16 protein-coding genes and 1 pseudogene are annotated in these 17,250 nt (G+C 70.1%); 8 read left to right on the top strand and 9 right to left on the bottom strand.

Annotation, left to right across the window (positions count from 1 at the left end; translation table 11 throughout):
- Positions 1 to 43 precede the first annotated feature (43 nt).
- The 3 genes from KWI83_RS22015 (at position 44) to KWI83_RS22005 (ending at position 3,655) form a co-directional block, all read left to right on the top strand.
- Positions 44 to 1,870 (top strand): acyl-CoA dehydrogenase, encoded by a 1,827-nt coding sequence (locus tag KWI83_RS22015; protein ID WP_218516093.1) that lies wholly within the window; start codon positions 44 to 46, stop codon positions 1,868 to 1,870.
- Between the two features lie 81 nt (positions 1,871 to 1,951).
- Positions 1,952 to 3,250, top strand: a complete 1,299-nt coding sequence (locus KWI83_RS22010) for a M18 family aminopeptidase (protein WP_218516092.1) — start codon at positions 1,952 to 1,954, stop codon at positions 3,248 to 3,250.
- A gap of 153 nt (positions 3,251 to 3,403) precedes the next feature.
- The gene (locus tag KWI83_RS22005; protein WP_218516091.1) at positions 3,404 to 3,655 is read left to right on the top strand and encodes a DUF6458 family protein; all 252 of its coding nucleotides are present in this window, start codon (positions 3,404 to 3,406) and stop codon (positions 3,653 to 3,655) included.
- A gap of 12 nt (positions 3,656 to 3,667) precedes the next feature.
- Here the strand turns inward: KWI83_RS22005 and KWI83_RS22000 are convergent.
- Positions 3,668 to 5,474, bottom strand: a pseudogene (locus KWI83_RS22000) (NHL domain-containing thioredoxin family protein).
- A gap of 462 nt (positions 5,475 to 5,936) precedes the next feature.
- Positions 5,937 to 6,323 carry a cupin domain-containing protein gene (locus KWI83_RS21995; protein ID WP_218516090.1) on the bottom strand — a complete coding sequence of 129 codons (387 nt, stop codon included), beginning with the start codon at positions 6,321 to 6,323 and terminating at the stop codon, positions 5,937 to 5,939.
- Between the two features lie 52 nt (positions 6,324 to 6,375).
- Between KWI83_RS21995 and KWI83_RS21990 the strand changes: the two genes are divergently transcribed.
- A complete protein-coding gene (locus tag KWI83_RS21990) occupies positions 6,376 to 7,380 on the top strand; it encodes a GlxA family transcriptional regulator (RefSeq protein WP_218516089.1) in 1,005 nt (334 codons plus the stop codon).
- The gene (locus KWI83_RS21985; protein WP_218516088.1) at positions 7,377 to 7,871 is read left to right on the top strand and encodes an LURP-one-related/scramblase family protein; all 495 of its coding nucleotides are present in this window, start codon (positions 7,377 to 7,379) and stop codon (positions 7,869 to 7,871) included. The genes KWI83_RS21990 and KWI83_RS21985 overlap by 4 nt, the downstream gene beginning before the upstream one ends.
- 90 nt (positions 7,872 to 7,961) lie before the next feature.
- Here KWI83_RS21985 and KWI83_RS21980 read toward each other — a convergent pair whose 3' ends face one another.
- On the bottom strand, positions 7,962 to 8,759 hold the full coding sequence (locus KWI83_RS21980) for a carbon-nitrogen family hydrolase (RefSeq protein WP_218516087.1): 798 nt from the start codon (positions 8,757 to 8,759) through the stop codon (positions 7,962 to 7,964).
- Positions 8,760 to 8,940: 181 nt separating this feature from the next.
- Between KWI83_RS21980 and KWI83_RS21975 the strand changes: the two genes are divergently transcribed.
- Positions 8,941 to 9,765 (top strand): maleylpyruvate isomerase family mycothiol-dependent enzyme, encoded by an 825-nt coding sequence (locus KWI83_RS21975; RefSeq protein WP_218516086.1) that lies wholly within the window; start codon positions 8,941 to 8,943, stop codon positions 9,763 to 9,765.
- Positions 9,766 to 9,865: 100 nt separating this feature from the next.
- Here the strand turns inward: KWI83_RS21975 and KWI83_RS21970 are convergent, their stop codons facing one another.
- Together KWI83_RS21970 and KWI83_RS21965 are read right to left on the bottom strand one after the other, a co-directional pair.
- Positions 9,866 to 11,167 (bottom strand): nitrate/nitrite transporter, encoded by a 1,302-nt coding sequence (locus KWI83_RS21970; RefSeq protein WP_218516085.1) that lies wholly within the window; start codon positions 11,165 to 11,167, stop codon positions 9,866 to 9,868.
- Positions 11,164 to 11,817: a GntR family transcriptional regulator gene (locus KWI83_RS21965; protein ID WP_218516084.1), complete on the bottom strand. Its 654-nt coding sequence runs from the start codon at positions 11,815 to 11,817 to the stop codon at positions 11,164 to 11,166. The genes KWI83_RS21970 and KWI83_RS21965 overlap by 4 nt, the downstream gene beginning before the upstream one ends.
- A gap of 221 nt (positions 11,818 to 12,038) precedes the next feature.
- Here KWI83_RS21965 and KWI83_RS21960 point away from each other — a divergent pair, with 221 nt between their 5' ends.
- Positions 12,039 to 12,938 (top strand): D-alanyl-D-alanine carboxypeptidase family protein, encoded by a 900-nt coding sequence (locus KWI83_RS21960; RefSeq protein WP_218516083.1) that lies wholly within the window; start codon positions 12,039 to 12,041, stop codon positions 12,936 to 12,938.
- On the opposite strand, the gene KWI83_RS21955 is transcribed toward KWI83_RS21960, so the two are convergent.
- A complete protein-coding gene (locus KWI83_RS21955) occupies positions 12,914 to 13,003 on the bottom strand; it encodes a hypothetical protein (RefSeq protein WP_218516082.1) in 90 nt (29 codons plus the stop codon). The genes KWI83_RS21960 and KWI83_RS21955 overlap by 25 nt on opposite strands.
- Here KWI83_RS21955 and KWI83_RS21950 point away from each other — a divergent pair.
- A complete protein-coding gene (locus KWI83_RS21950; RefSeq protein ID WP_218516081.1) occupies positions 12,990 to 13,310 on the top strand; it encodes a contact-dependent growth inhibition system immunity protein in 321 nt (106 codons plus the stop codon). The two genes, KWI83_RS21955 and KWI83_RS21950, sit on opposite strands and share 14 nt — an antisense overlap.
- Before the next feature lie 84 nt (positions 13,311 to 13,394).
- Here the strand turns inward: KWI83_RS21950 and KWI83_RS21945 are convergent, their stop codons facing one another.
- The 3 genes from KWI83_RS21945 to pdhA are packed head-to-tail and all read right to left on the bottom strand — an operon-like array spanning position 13,395 to position 17,006.
- Positions 13,395 to 14,837 (bottom strand): dihydrolipoamide acetyltransferase family protein, encoded by a 1,443-nt coding sequence (locus KWI83_RS21945; RefSeq protein ID WP_218516080.1) that lies wholly within the window; start codon positions 14,835 to 14,837, stop codon positions 13,395 to 13,397.
- A gap of 10 nt (positions 14,838 to 14,847) precedes the next feature.
- Positions 14,848 to 15,828, bottom strand: coding sequence for an alpha-ketoacid dehydrogenase subunit beta (locus tag KWI83_RS21940; RefSeq protein WP_218516079.1), 981 nt, complete (start codon positions 15,826 to 15,828; stop codon positions 14,848 to 14,850).
- A 2-nt stretch (positions 15,829 to 15,830) separates the two neighbouring features.
- Positions 15,831 to 17,006, bottom strand: coding sequence for a pyruvate dehydrogenase (acetyl-transferring) E1 component subunit alpha (pdhA, locus tag KWI83_RS21935; protein WP_218516078.1), 1,176 nt, complete (start codon positions 17,004 to 17,006; stop codon positions 15,831 to 15,833).
- Between the last annotated feature and the right edge of the window lie 244 nt (positions 17,007 to 17,250).

Here is a 17,250-nt window from a genome sequence, read left to right as displayed (position 1 = left end):
GGAGTCAGTGCCTCGCCGATCTCTCTCAACGGAGCCAGTCGCCATGGGGCACTACAAGTCGAATCTCCGCGACATCGAGTTCAACCTCTTCGAAGTACTCGGGCGCGACAAGCTGTACGGCACCGGCCCGTTCGAGGAGATGGACGTCGACACTGCCAAGAGCATCCTCGACGAACTGACCCGGCTCGCGGAGAACGAGCTGGCCGAGTCCTTCACGGACGCCGACCGCAACCCGCCGGTCTTCGACCCGGAGACCAACACCGCGCCGATCCCGGAGTCCTTCAAGAAGAGCTACCAGGCCTTCATGGACTCCGAGTACTGGCGCCTCGGCCTGCCCGAGGCCATCGGCGGTACGACGGCTCCCCCGTCGCTGATCTGGTCGTACGCGGAGCTGATCCTGGGCGCCAACCCGGCCGTGTGGATGTACTCCTCCGGCCCGGCCTTCGCCGGGATCCTCTACGACGAGGGCAACGACGTACAGAAGAAGATCGCGCAGATCGCCGTCGACAAGCAGTGGGGCTCGACGATGGTGCTCACCGAGCCGGACGCCGGCTCGGACGTGGGCGCGGGCCGCACCAAGGCCGTGCAGCAGGAGGACGGCTCCTGGCACATCGAGGGCGTGAAGCGCTTCATCACGTCCGGTGAGCACGACATGTCGGAGAACATCCTCCACTACGTGCTGGCGCGTCCGGAGGGTGCCGGTCCGGGCACCAAGGGGCTCTCCCTCTTCCTCGTGCCGAAGTACCTGTTCGACTTCGAGACCGGCGAGCTGGGCGAGCGCAACGGCGTCTACGCCACGAACGTCGAGCACAAGATGGGCCTGAAGGCCTCCAACACCTGCGAGATGACCTTCGGCGACCGGCACCCCGCCAAGGGCTGGCTGATCGGCGACAAGCACGACGGCATCCGCCAGATGTTCCGCATCATCGAGTTCGCCCGGATGATGGTCGGCACGAAGGCGATCTCCACGCTGTCCACGGGCTACCTCAACGCGCTGGAGTACGCCAAGGAGCGCGTCCAGGGCCCCGACCTGGCGAACTTCATGGACAAGACCGCGCCCAAGGTCACCATCACCCACCACCCCGACGTGCGCCGCTCGCTGATGACGCAGAAGGCGTACGCGGAGGGCATGCGCGCGCTGGTGCTGTACACGGCGTCGGTGCAGGACGCGATCGCCGTCAAGGAGGCGGCGGGCGAGGACGCCTCGGTCGAGCACGCGCTCAACGACCTCCTCCTCCCCATCGTCAAGGGCTACGGCTCCGAGAAGGGCTACGAGCAGCTCGCCCAGTCGCTGCAGACCTTCGGCGGCTCCGGCTTCCTGCAGGAGTACCCGATCGAGCAGTACATCCGGGACTCAAAGATCGACACCCTGTACGAGGGCACCACCGCGATCCAGGGCCAGGACTTCTTCTTCCGGAAGATCGTCCGCAACCAGGGCGCAGCGCTGAACTCCCTCGCCGAGGACATCAAGAAGTTCCTGGCCGTCGGCACGGGCGGCGAGGAGCTGGCCGGTGCCCGCGAGCACCTCGCGAAGGCCGCCGTCGAGCTGGAGGCGATCGTCGGCCTGATGCTGACCGACCTCGCCGCCACCGAGCAGGACGTCAAGAACATCTACAAGGTGGGCCTGAACACCACCCGCCTGCTGATGGCCTCCGGTGACGTGATCGTCGGCTACCTGCTGCTCAAGGGCGCCGCGGTCGCCGCCGAGAAGATCGAGTCGGCCTCCGCCAAGGACAAGGCGTTCTACACCGGCAAGATCGCGGCGGCGAAGTTCTTCGCGGCCACCGTGCTGCCGGGCGTGACGCTGGCCCGCAAGGTCGCCCAGGGCGTGGACCTTGACCTGATGGAGCTGGACGAGGCGGCGTTCTAGCCGCGATTTCCCCATCGCGCTTACGAGGGCCCGCTCCCGGCAAGGGGGAGCGGGCCCTCGTACGTCGTTAAGGTGAACCCCATGAGCGAACCCTCCCGCTTCGAGCGCGGCCACACCGACGACCTCATGTCCTTCCTGGCGGCGAGCCCCTCGCCGTACCACGCCGTGGCGAACACCGCCGAGCGACTGGAGAAGGCGGGCTTCCGGCAGGTCGCGGAGACGGACGCCTGGGACGGGACGAGCGGTGGCAGGTTCGTGCTGCGCGGTGGCGCGATCGTGGCGTGGTACGTCCCGGAGGGCGCCGCGCCGCACACCCCGTTCCGGATCATCGGCGCGCACACCGACTCCCCCAACCTGCGGGTCAAGCCACTGCCCGACACCGGGACGCACGGCTGGCGCCAGGTCGCCGTGGAGATCTACGGCGGGCCACTGCTGAACTCCTGGCTGGACCGCGACCTCGGCCTCGCGGGCCGCCTGACGCTGCGCGACGGTACGACGCGCCTGGTGAACGTGGACCGGCCGCTGCTGAGGGTGCCGCAGCTGGCGATCCACCTGGACCGCTCGGTGTCCTCGGAGGGCCTCAAGCTCGACAAGCAGCGGCACCTTCAGCCCGTGTGGGGCCTCGGCAACGACGTGCGCGACGGCGACCTGATCGCCTTCCTTGAGGCGGAGTCGGGGATCGGAAAGGGCGAGGTGGCCGGCTGGGACCTGATGGTGCACTCCGTCGAGCCGCCCGCGTATCTCGGCCGCGACCAGGAGCTGATGGCCGGGCCGCGCCTGGACAACCTCCTCTCCGTGCACGCGGGCGTGGCCGCGCTGACCGCCGCCGCGACCGGCGGTGAGGAACTGTCCTGCATCCCGGTGCTGGCCGCCTTCGACCACGAGGAGAACGGCTCCCAGTCGGACACCGGCGCGGACGGCCCGCTGCTCGGTGGCGTGCTGGAGCGCTCCGTCTTCGCCCGCGGCGGCTCCTACGAGGACCGGGCACGCGCCTTCGCGGCCACGCTCTGCCTCTCCTCCGACACCGGCCACGCGGTCCACCCCAACTACGCCGAGCGCCACGACCCGACCCACCACCCGCGCGTCAACGGCGGCCCCATCCTCAAGGTCAACGTCAACAACCGCTACGCCACGGACGGTTCGGGCCGCGCGGTCTGGGCGGCGGCCTGCGACAAGGCCGGTGTGCCCTTCCAGTCCTTCGTGTCCAACAACTCCATGCCCTGCGGCACCACCATCGGCCCGATCACCGCGGCCCGGCACGGCATCCGCACGGTCGACGTCGGCGTGGCGATCCTGTCGATGCACAGCGCCCGGGAGTTGTGCGGCGCGGACGACCCCTACCTGCTGACGCGGGCGCTGGTTGCGTTTTTGGAGGGCTGAGCGACGACCCTACGGACGGGCCTCCACACGTCCAACTCACGCGGCCGCATTGGCGCCGCGCGCCCGCTTTCAGCATGGCTCTCACGCACCGGGGTACCCGCCTTGAACCGGAAGCTCCGGAAAGCACCGGACCGGAACAGGGAGGCAACGCTCATGGGCCTCGGCGGGTGCATCATCCTCATCGCCGTGGGAGCCATCCTCACGTTCGCTACCGACTGGAACATGGAGGGGGTCAACCTCGATCTCGTCGGCGTCATCCTGATGATCGTCGGACTGATCGGGGTCACGACGTTCAGCAGCATCGCGCGGCGGCGCCGTGTCGTGATGCCGCCCACGGCGCCGGTCGTGGAGGAGGAAGGGCGCCACCACCGGCGCGACGGCTACAGCGACGGGTACGGGGTGTGACGCCCCGCCAGGTCAGGCGTCCAGGCCGGCCAGGACGAGCGGCAGGCGGTCCGCACCGCTGTCGGTGAGGCGGACCGGGACGCCCCAGTCCTGCTGGTGGACGTGGCAGGCGGGGTGTTCGTTCGCAGGATCGTCGTCGCAGGACGCGGCCATCGCGGAGACGTGCAGGACGCCCTCCGGCACGGCGGGGTTGAGTTCCAGGGCGCGGGACAGGTCTGGTCCCGCGCCCTCGCCGTGTGTCAGGAGCTCCGGCGGGGTCGCCGAGACCAGCAGTCGGGTCGAGGGGCCGTATTCGGGTGTCGAGCTTCTGGCCTGCGGGAGCCTGGAAGATCACCTCCAACTGGAGCCGCCCCGGGGTGACTTCCGTCGGGGCACGCTGCGTGCGGTGCGCGACCGCCTCGACGCGGACCGCCTCCTCCGGCAGCCGCAGCCGGGTCAGCCGGTGCCGGGCCGACTCCACGACCACGATGTCGTCACCGACCAGCACCGCGTCGCTCGGCTCGCGCAAGTCCGTGGCCAGCGTGGTGACATCGCCCGTCGCGGGGTCGTAGCGGCGCAGGGCGTGGTTGTAGGTGTCGCTGACGGCCACCGAGCCGTCGGGGAGGGCCGTCACGCCCAACGGGTGCTGGAACAGGGCCTGGCCGGCCGGTCCGTCGCGGTGACCGAAGTCGAACAGGCCCGTGCCGACGGCCGTGTGGACCGTGCCGTCGAGGTCCACCCAGCGCAGGGCGCTCGTCTCGGAGTCCGCCAGCCACAGCCGGTCGGGCGTGGCCGCGAGGCCGGACGGCTGGGCGAACCAGGCCTCCGGGCCGGGGCCGTCGACGAGGCCCTCGTTGGTGGTTCCGGCCGCCACGGCGACGGTGCCGTCCGCGGGGTCGTAGGCCCAGAGCTGGTGCACTCCCGCCATGGCGATCCACACCCGGCCGGCGAAGAGTGCCAGGTCCCACGGTGAGGAGAGGTTGACCTCACGGCCGGGGCCGGACGTCGCGTCGCCCTGCCTCCACTGCCTGCCGGTCCCGGCGAGCGTGGTGACCTCACCGGAGGTGAGGTCCAGGCGGCGCAGGGCGTGGTTGACGGTGTCGGCGACCACCACCGAGCCGTCGCCGAGGAGCGCGAGCCCCTGGGGCTCGTTGAAGGACGCCGCCTCGGCCGGACCGTCGGCGAACCCGCGCGCGCCGGACCCGATCCGGCGGACCACGCTCTCCCCGTCCTGCGCCAGCTCCACCAGCTGATGCCGGGTCGTGTCACTGACCAGGAAGGTCCCGCCGGGCAGCAGCAGCGCCTTGCCCGGGAACCGCAGCACCGTCGGCTCCGGCTCCGGCGCCACATACGGCCCGTCGCCGCGCCGCAGCGTGCCCTTGGCCGCGTGCTCCGCCTCCAGCTCGGTCACCAGCCGGTCGATGGCGTGCACATGCCCCTCACCGGCATGCTGGGCGACGACGTACCCCTCGGGGTCGATCACCACGAGGGTCGGCCACGCGCGCACGTCGTACTGCTTCCAGGTCGCCAGCTCGGGGTCGTCCAGGACGGGATGCTCGACGCCGTACCGCTCCACGGCATCGACGACCGCCTTGTGCTCGGCCTCGTGCACGAACTTGGGCGAGTGGACGCCGATGACGACGACGGTGTCCTGATGCGTGGCCTCCAGCTCACGCAGCTCGTCGAGGACGTGCAGGCAGTTCACGCAACAAAATGTCCAGAAATCAACAATTATGATGCGTCCGCGGAGCTTGCCGAGACCGAGCTCCTCGCCTCCTGTGTTGATCCATCCGCCCCTGCCGACCAGCTCCGGGGCACGGACACGTGCTCGCTTTGCCATGTCCCCAGCCAACCACACCGTCTCAGGCCCGATGCTCGTGGTTACGGACCGGCCCCAACGATGCGAATCCGCTTCTCAGGATCGAAGCGGCATCCCCTCCTCGGAGCCCGGGTAACCCACACTCGCTCCACGGCATCGGACAGCAGGGCCCGCCGCTGCGAGGTCCCGCTCTCCTCCCAAAGCGTCACCTGTGTCGGATGCCGCGCCAGAAACGCATGGATCACCGCTTCCTCGACACGGTTCGCCAAGGCACGCGCCCCTGGGCAGGTGTGCCCGAGCCGCACCCCCTGGCACACATAGGACGTGCCTCCTGCCGTTCAATGGCCGTCTTGCCCTCGCGGTCCAGCGACAGACGCAGATAGATATCGGCGTGCGAATCAGAGCGCTCCATGTCCCCTCCCTGAGTTGCTCACGCTGGGAGGGGACATGCAGCGTCGAAGGTGATGAACTCGGGCCCACCGACTAGGACAGCGCGTGTCCCGTGGTGGCGTCCACATGGGCCGGCACCTCGTCGTGCCGGTCGCCGACCGTGAGGGTGCCGGTGGGTTCGAAGAGGAGGATCGCGGTGGGGACCGGGGCGTACGGCTTGTGCTCGGTCCCGCGCGGCACGGTGAACAGGGAGCCCTGTGGCAGGACGACCGTGCGCTCGCCGTCGGCCTCCCGCAGGGCGATGTGCAGCTCACCCTCGATGACCAGGAAGAACTCGTCGGTGTGGTCGTGCACGTGCCAGACATGCTCGCCCTCGACCTTGGCGACGCGTACGTCGTAGTCGTTGACGGCGGTGACGATGCGGGGGCTCCACTGGTCGGTGAAGGATGCCAGGGCCCTGGTCAGCGAGATCGGTTCCATGAGGTCATCGTGCGCGGTGGCGCCGTACGCACACGAGTGCTAGGAATCGCACATGTCGCAAGGATCCTCTCAGCAGGCGGGGCCGCATCGCGTCGCGGTGATCGTCGACGAGGGCACCAATCCGTTCGAGGTGGGTGTCGCGACCGAGCTGTTCGGGCTGCCACGTCCCGAACTCGGCCTCCCGGCGCCCCTCTACGAGGTGACCCTGTGCACACCCGCGCCCGAGGTCCGGATGAACCACGGCTTCTTCGCCCTGACCGGCGTGCCCGGTCTGGAGGCCGTGGACGAGGCCGACACCCTCGTCGTACCCGGCCGCCCCGACAACGTGGTGCCGCGCGCCCCCGCCGTCCTGGACGCCATCCGGCGTACCCACGCGCGCGGGGCTCGCGTCGTGAGCTTCTGCACCGGTGGCTTCGCGCTCGCCGAGGCCGGGCTGCTCGACGGTCGCCGGGCCACCACGCACTGGCGCTGGGCCGAGGCGTTCCGGGAGCTGCACCCGAAGGTGCGGCTGGAGCCGGACGTGCTCTTCGTGGACGAGGGCGACCTCCTGACCGCGGCCGGCAGTGCGGCGGCCCTCGACCTCGGGCTGTACATCTGGCGCCGGGACCACGGCGCCGAGATCGCGGGCGCCGTCTCCCGGCGCCTGGTGTTCGCCGCGCACCGGGACGGCGGTCAGAAGCAGTTCGTGGAGCGGCCGCTGCCCAGGGTGCCGGACGAGTCCCTGGGCCCACTGCTGGCGTGGGCGCAGGAGCGGCTGGCGGAGCCGCTGACCGTGGCGGACCTGGCCGCCCGGGCGGCGGTGTCCCCGGCGACGCTGCACCGGCGCTTTCGCGCCCAGCTCGGTACGACACCGCTGGCGTGGTTGACGGGGGAGCGAGTGGCGCTGGCATGCCGGCTGATCGAGCGCGGCGAGTCACGGCTGGACGTGGTGGCCGCCCGCAGCGGACTCGGCACGGCGGCAAACCTGCGGGCACGGCTGCGCCGGGAGACCGGCCTCAGCCCCTCGGCCTACCGACGGCGTTTCGGACCGGCCGCCGGGGAACCGGTCATGGCATGAGATTCCTCGTGCGCGAACGGCTCCTCGGCGTCGGTGACGACTACTGGATCGAGGACGACAAGGGCAACAAGGTCTTCCTGGTCGACGGCAAGGCGATGCGGCTGCGGGACACCTTCGAGCTGAAGGACACCCAGGGGCGGGTGCTGGTCGACATCCGGCAGAAGATGTTCGCCCTGCGGGACACCATGCTGATCGAACGGGACGGCGAGCCGCTGGCCCGGATCAGGCGCAAGCGGCTGTCGCTGCTGCGCAACCACTACAAGGTGAGCCTGGTCGACGGCACCGAACTCGACGTCAGCGGCAAGATCCTCGACCGCGAGTTCGCCATCGAGTACGACGGTGAGCTCCTCGCCGTGATCTCCCGGCGCTTCCTGCACGTGAGGGAGACGTACGGCGTGGATGTCGTCCGGGACGACGCGGACCCGGCGCTGCTGATCGCGGTGACGGTGTGCGTGATCCACCTGGCGGACAAGGAACGGGACGACGACTAGGGCCCTGTCCGGCGGATCATGCCGGAATCGCGAGGTCAGCGCCGGGGCAGCCCTGTCCTCACGCCCAGCCGCGCGGGGTCGGCCCCCGTTTCAGCGCCGCGGCCGCTCCAGCCCCAGCACCCGGTCCTTCAGCACCGGGAACTGCTCCCGGGTGGCCGCCACCTTCCCGGGGTCGAACTCCACCGTGAGGACCTCCTCGTCCGCGCCGGCCTCCGCCAGCACCTCACCCCACGGATCGACCACGATCGAGTGACCTGCCTGCGGAACTCCCGCATGCGTCCCGGCCGTTGCACACGCGAGGACGAACGCCTGGTTCTCCACCGCCCGCGCCCGAGCCAGCAGCGTCCAGTGGGAGCGCCGCCGCTCCGGCCACCCCGCCGGGATCACAAAGGTCTCGGCACCCACATCGACAAGCCCGCGGAACAACTCGGGGAAACGGAGGTCGTAGCAGGTAGCCAGCCCCAGCGTCGTCGTACTCGGCAGACGGACGGTCACCAGATCGTCGCCCGCGCCCATCAGCACGGCCTCGCCCTTGTCGAAGCCGAAGCGATGGATCTTGCGGTAGACAGCGACCAGATCACCGGAAGGAGAGAAGACGAGCGAGGTGTTGTACAGCGGCCCCTCAGGGTCACGCTCCGGAATCGAACCCGCGTGCAGCCACACGCCCGTGTCGCTCGCGGCCTTGGCCATGGCATCGTGCGTCGGCCCCTCGATCGGTTCGGCCTCCCGGCCGAACTCCTCGTAGGCGAACGCCCCCGTCGTCCACAGCTCCGGCAGCACCACGAGATCGGTACCGGCCTGCTCCCGTACCAGAGAAACCGCCCGCTGTCGACGTTCTTCGACCGATTCGCCCTCGTCTACGGCGATCTGGATCAGAGAGGCGCGCACACTACCACCGTCCTGGCATTCGAGCCGTCCACACAGGCCTACGATCGTCACACGAAAGCACTGCCGGGGTGTCTCTCAGCAGCGTAACTTAGCGTTCCGAGACACCCGCGAGTGCAGCCACCTCCCACTGGCACCGCCGCCACAACCTGCCCGTGTACCGACCGCCGAGGGGTCCCGTTCCGTGAGTCTGCATCCCACCCTCCAGCCCTACGCCGACGCCTGGACCCACTCCATCGAAGCGATATCCGAGCTGGTGCAGCCCCTTGTGGAGGGCGAGTGGAACCGGCGGACCCCGTGCCCCGGCTGGTCCGTGCGGGACGTCGTCTCGCATGTGATCGGCCTGGACTGCGAGATGCTCGGCGACCCGCGCCCGATCCACACCCTCCCGCGCGACCTGTTCCACGTCACCAACGAGCACCAGCGCTACATGGAGATGCAGGTCGACGTACGCCGCCACCACACGGCTCCGGAGATGACCTCCGAGCTGGAGTACACGATCATCCGGCGCAACCGCCAGCTCCGCAACGACTCGCGCGACCCCGGCACCAAGGTGCGCGGCCCGCTCGGCAGGGAGCTGACGCTGGAGGAGTCCATGCGGGCCCACGCCTTCGACGTGTGGGTGCACGAGCAGGACCTGCGCGCCGCCCTCGGCCGCCCCGGCAACCTCGACTCCCCCGGCGCCCATGTCGCCCGGGACGTCCTGCTGGCCGAGCTCCCGAACGTCGTCGCCGGCAAGGCGAACGCGCCGCGCAGCTCGGCGATCGTCTTCGACGTGCACGGCCCCGTCGAGTTCCTGCGCACCATCCGCGTCGACATCCAGGGCCGCGGCACCCTGGAGACGGCTCCCGCCCTCGGCCCCGCCGCCACCCTCACCCTCGACTGGGAGACCTACGTCCGCCTGGCCTGCGGCCGCGTCACGCCCGAGGCGGTCGCGGACCGCGTCAAGACGGAGGGCGACCCGGGCCTGACGGCGGCGATCCTGCGCAACTTCACGGTGACGCCGTAACGCCGGTCCGGGATATCTCAGCCCGTCCGGCGCTTGACGGTACGCAAAGCGGGGGTCCGGGGGCGGCAGCCCCCAGGACGCCCACTCCAACGCCGGGCGCCTACGCAGGGACGTGCACGGTCTCCACCCGACTGGCCACCAACCGCTCCCGCTCCCGCCGCGCCGCCCGCCTCCGCAGCCGTAGGATCTGCGAAACCCCCAGCGCCTGGAGCACGAACACGGACGAGAAGGCCACCGTGTAGTCGTCGCCGGTGGCGTCCAGCAGCGCGCCCACCGCGAACAACGTGGTCATCGAGGCGACGAAACCACCCATGTTGGTGATCCCGGAGGCCGTCCCCTGACGCTCCGGCGGATTGGCGGGGCGGGCGAAGTCGAACCCGATCATCGAGGCGGGCCCGCACGCGCCGAGCACCGTGCACAGCACCACCAGCAGCCACATCGGTGCCCGGTCGGCCGGATGGAACACCGTCGCGGCCCACAGCAGCGACGTCGCCCCCACCGTTCCGAGCGCGAGCGGCAGCCGCGCCCCGTGGTGCCGGGCGACGATCTGTCCGTAGACCAGCCCGACCGCCATGTTCGACAGCACGACCAGGGTGAGCAGCTCACCGGCCGCGGCCCGGGACAGCCCCTGCGCCTCGACCAGGAACGGCAGCCCCCACAGCAGCAGGAACACCATCGCCGGGAACTGGGTCGTGAAGTGCACCCACAGCCCCAGCCGGGTCCCCGGCTCCCGCCAGGACGCGGCGATCTGCCGCCGTACGTACGCGACCCCCATGCGCGGCGCCGACTCCGGTTCGTGCCCCTCGGGGTGGTCCTTCAGGAACAGCACAAGCAGCACCAGCACCACGACCCCCGCCAGCGCGCTGCCCGCGAACGCGGCCGTCCATCCGACGCCGTGCAGCAGCCGCGCGAGGACGAGCGTGGAGACCAGGTTGCCCGCCATGCCCACCAGCCCGGCGAACTGCGCGATCAGCGGGCCGCGCCGGGCCGGGAACCAGCGGGTGCCGAGCCGCAGCACGCTGATGAACGTCATCGCGTCACCGCAGCCGAGCAGCGCACGCGAGGCGAGCGCCATGCCGTACGAGGGGGAGAACGCGAAGCCCAGCTGCCCGGCCGTGAACAGCACGACGCCCAGCCCCAGCACCTTCTTGGTGCCGAGCCGGTCGACCAGCAGGCCGACGGGTATCTGCATCCCGGCGTAGACCAGCAGCTGGAGGATCGAGAACGTCGACAGCGCGGAGGCGCCCACGTCGAACCGGTCGACGGCGTCGAGACCGGCGACCCCCAGCGACGTGCGGAAGATGACGGCGACGAAGTAGACCGAGACGCCTATGCCCCAGACGGCGACGGCGCGTCGGCCGCCGGGTGGGTCGCCGGGCAGGGACACCGACGCGGAACTCATCGGACCTCACCCCGCGCGAGGTGCGAGAACCACCCGATGTGCCGGTGCACCACGTCGACGGCGGCGTCGGCGTCCCCGGAACGCAGCGCGTCCAGGATCTCCCGGTGCTCCGCGAGCGTCTTGGCGATCCGGTCGGGGTGGGAGTGCATCACGGCGACGCCCATCCGCAACTGCCGGTCGCGCAGCTGGTCGTAGAGCCGGGAGAGGATCTCGTTCCCACCGCTGCGCACGATCACGGCGTGGAAGCAGCGGTCGGTGACGGCGGCGGCGGCCAGATCCCCGGCGGCGGCCTGCTCCTTCTGCCGCGCCAGGAGCTCTTCGAGGCGCTCGATGAGCCCGGGGGGCGCGGGTACGGCCTTGCGCGCCGCGTGCTCCTCCACCAGCAGGCGGGTCTCGACGACGTCCGCGATCTCCTGCGCGGAGACGGGCAGGACGAGGGCGCCCTTCTTCGGATAGAGCTTGATCAGCCCCTCGACTTCCAGCCGCAGCAGCGCCTCGCGCACGGGGGTCCTCGACACCCCCACGGCATCGGCCAGCTCCCCCTCGGTGAGGAGGGTCCCGCCCTCGTAACGGCGGTCCAGGACGCCTTGCTTGACGTGGGTGTAGACGCGGTCGGCGGCAGGGGGTTGCTTCACGGCGGCCAGGGTCATGCCGACAGGATAGATACAACACGTACGCATAGGCGGCACCGTCCAGCATGCGGAACACGTCCGGGATGCTGAACACGCCCGGTCTCCTCGGAAACCCTGAGTCCAGCCCAGTCTCCGCACAACTATTCGTACTACTGAGGTGTCACACATGTGCGGCCTGCTGTACTCCCGTCCAACCCGGCCGCGCCACAGGGGCATTCGACGTATTCGGGGTATCTCAGTTGATAACCGGCATCAAGGGCATCCGTATCCGCAGAGCCGTCGCCGTCACCGCGACCGCCGGCGCCGTGTTCGCCACCGGAGCCCTCACCGCGGCACCCGCGCAGGCCGTCACCGCGCCGACGATCGCCGCCAAGGGCGGCTACATCATGAACAACGCGAACGGCAAGACGCTGTACACCAAGGCCGCGGACACCAAGCGCGCCACGGGCTCGACGACCAAGATCATGACGGCGAAGGTCGTACTGTCCCAGCCGAACCTGAACCTCAACGCCAAGGTCACGGTCCAGAAGGCGTACAGCGACTACATCGTGTCGAAGAACGCCTCGTCCGCCCGCCTGATCGTGGGCGACAAGGTCACCGTCCGCCAGCTGCTCTACGGGCTGATGCTGCCGTCCGGCTGTGACGCCGCCTACGCGCTCGCCGACAAGTTCGGCACCGGTTCGACGCGGGCCGCGCGCGTGAAGTCGTTCATCGGCAAGATGAACACCACGGCACGGCAGCTGGGCATGAAGAACACGAAGTTCGACTCGTTCGACGGCATCAGCAACGGCTCGAACTACTCGACGCCGCGCGACCTGACGAAACTCGCCAGCAACGCGATGAAGAACTCCACCTTCCGCGCACTGGTGAAGACCAAGTCCACGAAGCAGAAGGTCACCACGAAGAACGGCGGCTACCGCTACTACACGTGGACCAACACCAACACGCTGCTCAGCAACTACAGCGGCACCATCGGCGTGAAGACCGGCTCCGGCAGCCAGGCCAAGTACTGCCTGGTCTTCGCCGCCACCCGTAACGGCAAGACCGTCATCGGCACGGTCCTCACCTCCACCTCCGCCGCCCAGCGCGAGACGGACGCGAAGAAGCTCCTCAACTACGGCTTCGCCCGCCTGGGCTGACGCCCCGCGAACGCCACGAACGGCGCCCATACGTCCGGCGCGAGCCGGAGTATGGGCCCGTCCACGTCTTTGGAGTCGCGGACCGGCGACGGTGCCGCGAAGGTCCGTTGGCCGCACGGCGAAAGGAGAGATGCGGCCGTCGACGACTACCGGGGCGGCACCGAGCCGCGGCTCGTCGCCCGGGTCGCCGGAGAGCTGCACGAACTGCTCGCGCTCGACCTGGATGAGTCCGGCTACGCTCTCGCCGTCGCCGAACTGGGCATGGAGGTCGACCCTCCGGCGCCGTATGCGCCCAGTGGCTGGCTCGCCCGCGTCGCCGAGCGGCTTGCCGCGCCGCGTGCCGACTACGGTCCCCCGGCAGCGGCCGACTGACATGGCCAGAGGCGGAAGTCGCGCCGCCCGCCTGGGATGCGCGACTCCCGCCTCGTCGTGTCGTGCGGCAGTTGGGCGGCGGCCTTACGCCCAGGTGATCAGCCGCTTCGGCTGCTCCAGGATCGCCGCCACGTCCGCCAGGACCTTGGAGCCCAGTTCTCCGTCCACCAGGCGGTGGTCGAAGCTGAGGGCCAGTGTCGTGACCTGGCGGGGCTTGACCTTGCCCTTGTGGACCCACGGCTGGAGCTTGATCGCGCCGACCGCGAGGATCGCGGACTCGCCGGGGTTGAGGATCGGCGTGCCGGTGTCGACGCCGAAGACGCCGACGTTGGTGATGGTGACCGTGCCGCCCTGCATCGCGGCGGGGGAGGTCTTGCCCTCGCGGGCCGTGCTGACCAGCTCGCCGAGAGCCGAGGCCAGTTGCGGGAGGGTCTTGTCGTGCGCGTCCTTGATGTTCGGCACGATCAGACCGCGCGGGGTCGCGGCCGCGATGCCCAGGTTGACGTAGTGCTTGACCACGATCTCCTGGTTGGCCTCGTCCCAGGACGCGTTGATGTCCGGGTTGCGCCTGATCGCGACCAGGAGCGCCTTGGCGATGAGGAGGAGCGGGTTCACCCGCAGGCCCGCGAACTCCTGGTCCTGCTTCAGCTCCTCGACCAGCTTCATCGTGCGCGTCACGTCGACCGTCACGAACTCCGTGACATGCGGCGCGGTGAAGGCCGAGCCGACCATCGCGGCGGCGGTGGCCTTGCGGACGCCCTTGACGGGGATGCGGGTCTCGCGGGCGGTGTCGTACGCCACCGTGGTGGGGGGCGCGGGTGCCGCGGCCGGCGTCGGCTCGGCAGCCGTCACCGGGGCCGCCGCCGCGTGGACGTCCTCGCGCGTGATGATGCCGTCCGGGCCGCTCGGGGTGACCGCCGCCAGGTCCACGCCGAGGTCCTTGGCCAGCTTGCGCACCGGGGGCTTGGCCAGGGGGCGCTGCTGCGCAGGCGTGGCGGTGGGCGCCGGGGCCGTCGGGGGCGCGGCAGCGGCGGGTGCCTGGGCGGCCGGTGCCGTCGCAGCCTGGCCACCATGGCCGTTCAGCTCGGACTGGAGCGCGGCCGAGGCCTGCCGGACGGGGACCTGCGGGCCCTTGCGCGGGCGGCGCTTGGTGGAGGAGGTGGACACGCCGTAGCCCACGAGGACCGGCTGGCGGCCCTCCTGCTTCGGTTCCTGCTTCGGTTCCTGCTTCGGCTCGGCGGGCGCCTGGGGCGCGGGTGCCGCGCCGCCACTCACGTCCACCGCGATGATCGACGTACCGACATCCACCGTGCTGCCCTCGGGAAAGTGCAGCTCGCGGACCACACCGTCGTACGGGATGGGCAGCTCCACCGCCGCCTTGGCCGTCTCGACCTCGCACACCACCTGCCCGTCGGTGACCGTGTCACCCGGCTGGACGTACCACTTGAGGATCTCGGCCTCGGTCAGGCCCTCACCCACATCGGGCATCTTGAACTCGCGTACCGAAGCTTCCGTCATCGTCGTCACGACCCTCTCCTCAGTACGCCAGCGAGCGGTCGACGGCGTCGAGCACGCGATCCAGGCCCGGCAGGTACTCCTCCTCCAGGCGGGCCGGCGGATAGGGGGCGTGGTAACCGCCGACCCTGAGCACCGGGGCCTCCAGGTGGTAGAAACACCGCTCCGTGATCCGGGCGGCGATCTCCGCACCCGAACCGAAGAACACCGGCGCCTCATGGACCACCACCAGACGACGCGTCTTCTCGACCGACGCCTGGATGGAGTCGAAGTCGAGGGGGGAGACCGAGCGCAGGTCGAGGACCTCCAGCGACCTGCCCTCCTCGGCGGCCGCCTCCGCGACCTCGTGGCAGAGCTTGACCATCGGGCCGTACGCGGCCAGCGTGAGGTCGGTGCCCTCGCGGGTGACCCGGGCCTTGTGCAGCGGGCCGGGGATCGCCTCCGTGCTGACCTCTGCCTTGTCCCAATAGCGCCGCTTGGGCTCGAAGAAGATCACCGGATCGTCGCTCTGGATGGCCTGCTGCATCATCCAGTAGGCGTCCGAGGCGTTGGACGGGGAGACGATCTTCAGGCCCGCCACGTGCGCGAAGAGCGCCTCGGGGGACTCCGAGTGGTGTTCGACCGCGCCGATGCCGCCGCCGTAGGGGATGCGGACGACGACCGGGAGCTTGACCTTGCCGAGCGAGCGCGCGTGCATCTTCGCGAGCTGCGTGACGATCTGGTCGTACGCCGGGAACACAAAGCCGTCGAACTGGATTTCGACGACGGGGCGGTAGCCACGCAGGGCCAGACCGATCGCCGTACCGACGATGCCGGACTCGGCGAGCGGGGTGTCGATGACGCGGCTCTCGCCGAAGTCCTTCTGCAGGCCGTCGGTCACGCGGAACACGCCGCCGAGCTTGCCGACGTCCTCACCCATGATGACGACCTTGGGGTCGGCCTCCAGGGCGCGGCGCAGCGACTCGTTGACCGCCTTGGCCAGGGCCATCTTCTCCACGGCCATCTTCAGACCCCCTCTACGTCCGTGAACGACGCCTGGTAGGCGGCGAACTGGGCTCGCTCCTCGTCGACGAGCGCATGCCCGTCCGCGTACACGTTCTCGAAGATGGCGAAGTGGTCCGGGTCCGGCATGGCACGGACCGCTTCGCGCACTCGCCTGCCCAACGCCTCGCTCTCCGTCTCCAGTTCCGCGAAGAATCCCTCGTCCGCGTGGTTTGACGCCTCCAGGTAGCGGCGAAGGCGCAGGATCGGGTCCTTCGCCTCCCAGGCGGCGCGCTCGTCGTCGTGCCGGTAGCGGGTGGGGTCGTCGGAGGTGGTGTGCGCGCCCATGCGGTAGGTGTACGCCTCGACCAGCGTCGGTCCCTCGCCGCTGCGGGCCCGCTCCAGCGCGCACTTGGTGACCGCGAGGCAGGCCAGCACGTCGTTGCCGTCGACGCGGACGCCCGGGAAGCCGTAGCCGCGGGCGCGCTGGTACAGCGGCACGCGCGTCTGGCGCTCGGTGGGCTCGGAGATCGCCCACTGGTTGTTCTGGCAGAAGAACACCACCGGGGCGTTGTAGACCGCCGAGAAGGTGAACGATTCGGCCACGTCGCCCTGGCTGGAGGCGCCGTCACCGAAGTACGCGATGACCGCCGAGTCCGCGCCGTCCTTGGCGACGCCCATCGCGTAGCCGGTGGCGTGCAGGGTCTGGGAGCCGATGACGATCGTGTAGAGGTGGAAGTTGTTGCCGTTCGGGTCCCAGCCGCCGTGGTTGACGCCGCGGAACATCCCCAGCAGGTTGGTCGGGTCGACGCCGCGGCACCAGGCGACGCCGTGCTCGCGGTAGGTCGGGAAGACGTAGTCGTCGTCGCGCAGCGCGCGGCCGGAGCCGATCTGGGCGGCCTCCTGGCCGAGCAGCGAGGCCCACAGTCCCAGTTCGCCCTGGCGCTGCAGGGCGGTGGCCTCGGCGTCGAAGCGGCGGGTGAGCACCATGTCGCGGTAAAGGCCGCGGAGCTCTTCGGGGGTGACATCGGCGACGTACGGCCCGTACTCGGCGTTCTTGACGCGCTCGCCCTCGGGCGTCAGCAGCTGTACGAGTTCGGGGTCGGTGTCCTGGGCGGTGTTGCGGGTGGTGCGCTTGGTGCCGGCCTTGCCTCCGGCGCTGCGTCGCGGCTTGCGCGCGGCAGTGCTCTCCACGGTCACGTGTGCTCCTCCGTCGGTCCGGCCCCCGGGATTGCCGGGAAAGCCAGTGCGGCTCACCTGTCCGTCCCGTGCACGGGGTGGGTGCCGCTCGGCCGGAACAGGCGTGACAGGTGCCCCGGCGAGCGCCCTGCAACAGTCACGTTACCCAGTGCTCCACATTTCTGTGAAACCCCTCCTGACCTGCGTTTTTGCTTGGAAATCCAAGTAAATCGAAAAGCCGGGAAGGGGCCCTGGTCACAGCCTT

Source organism: Streptomyces sp. TRM70350, from assembly GCF_019219825.1.
In the GTDB taxonomy this organism is placed as follows: domain Bacteria; phylum Actinomycetota; class Actinomycetes; order Streptomycetales; family Streptomycetaceae; genus Streptomyces.
The sequence above is the reverse complement of the archived record's forward strand: the minus strand, read 5'-3'. Positions and strand labels throughout refer to the sequence as shown.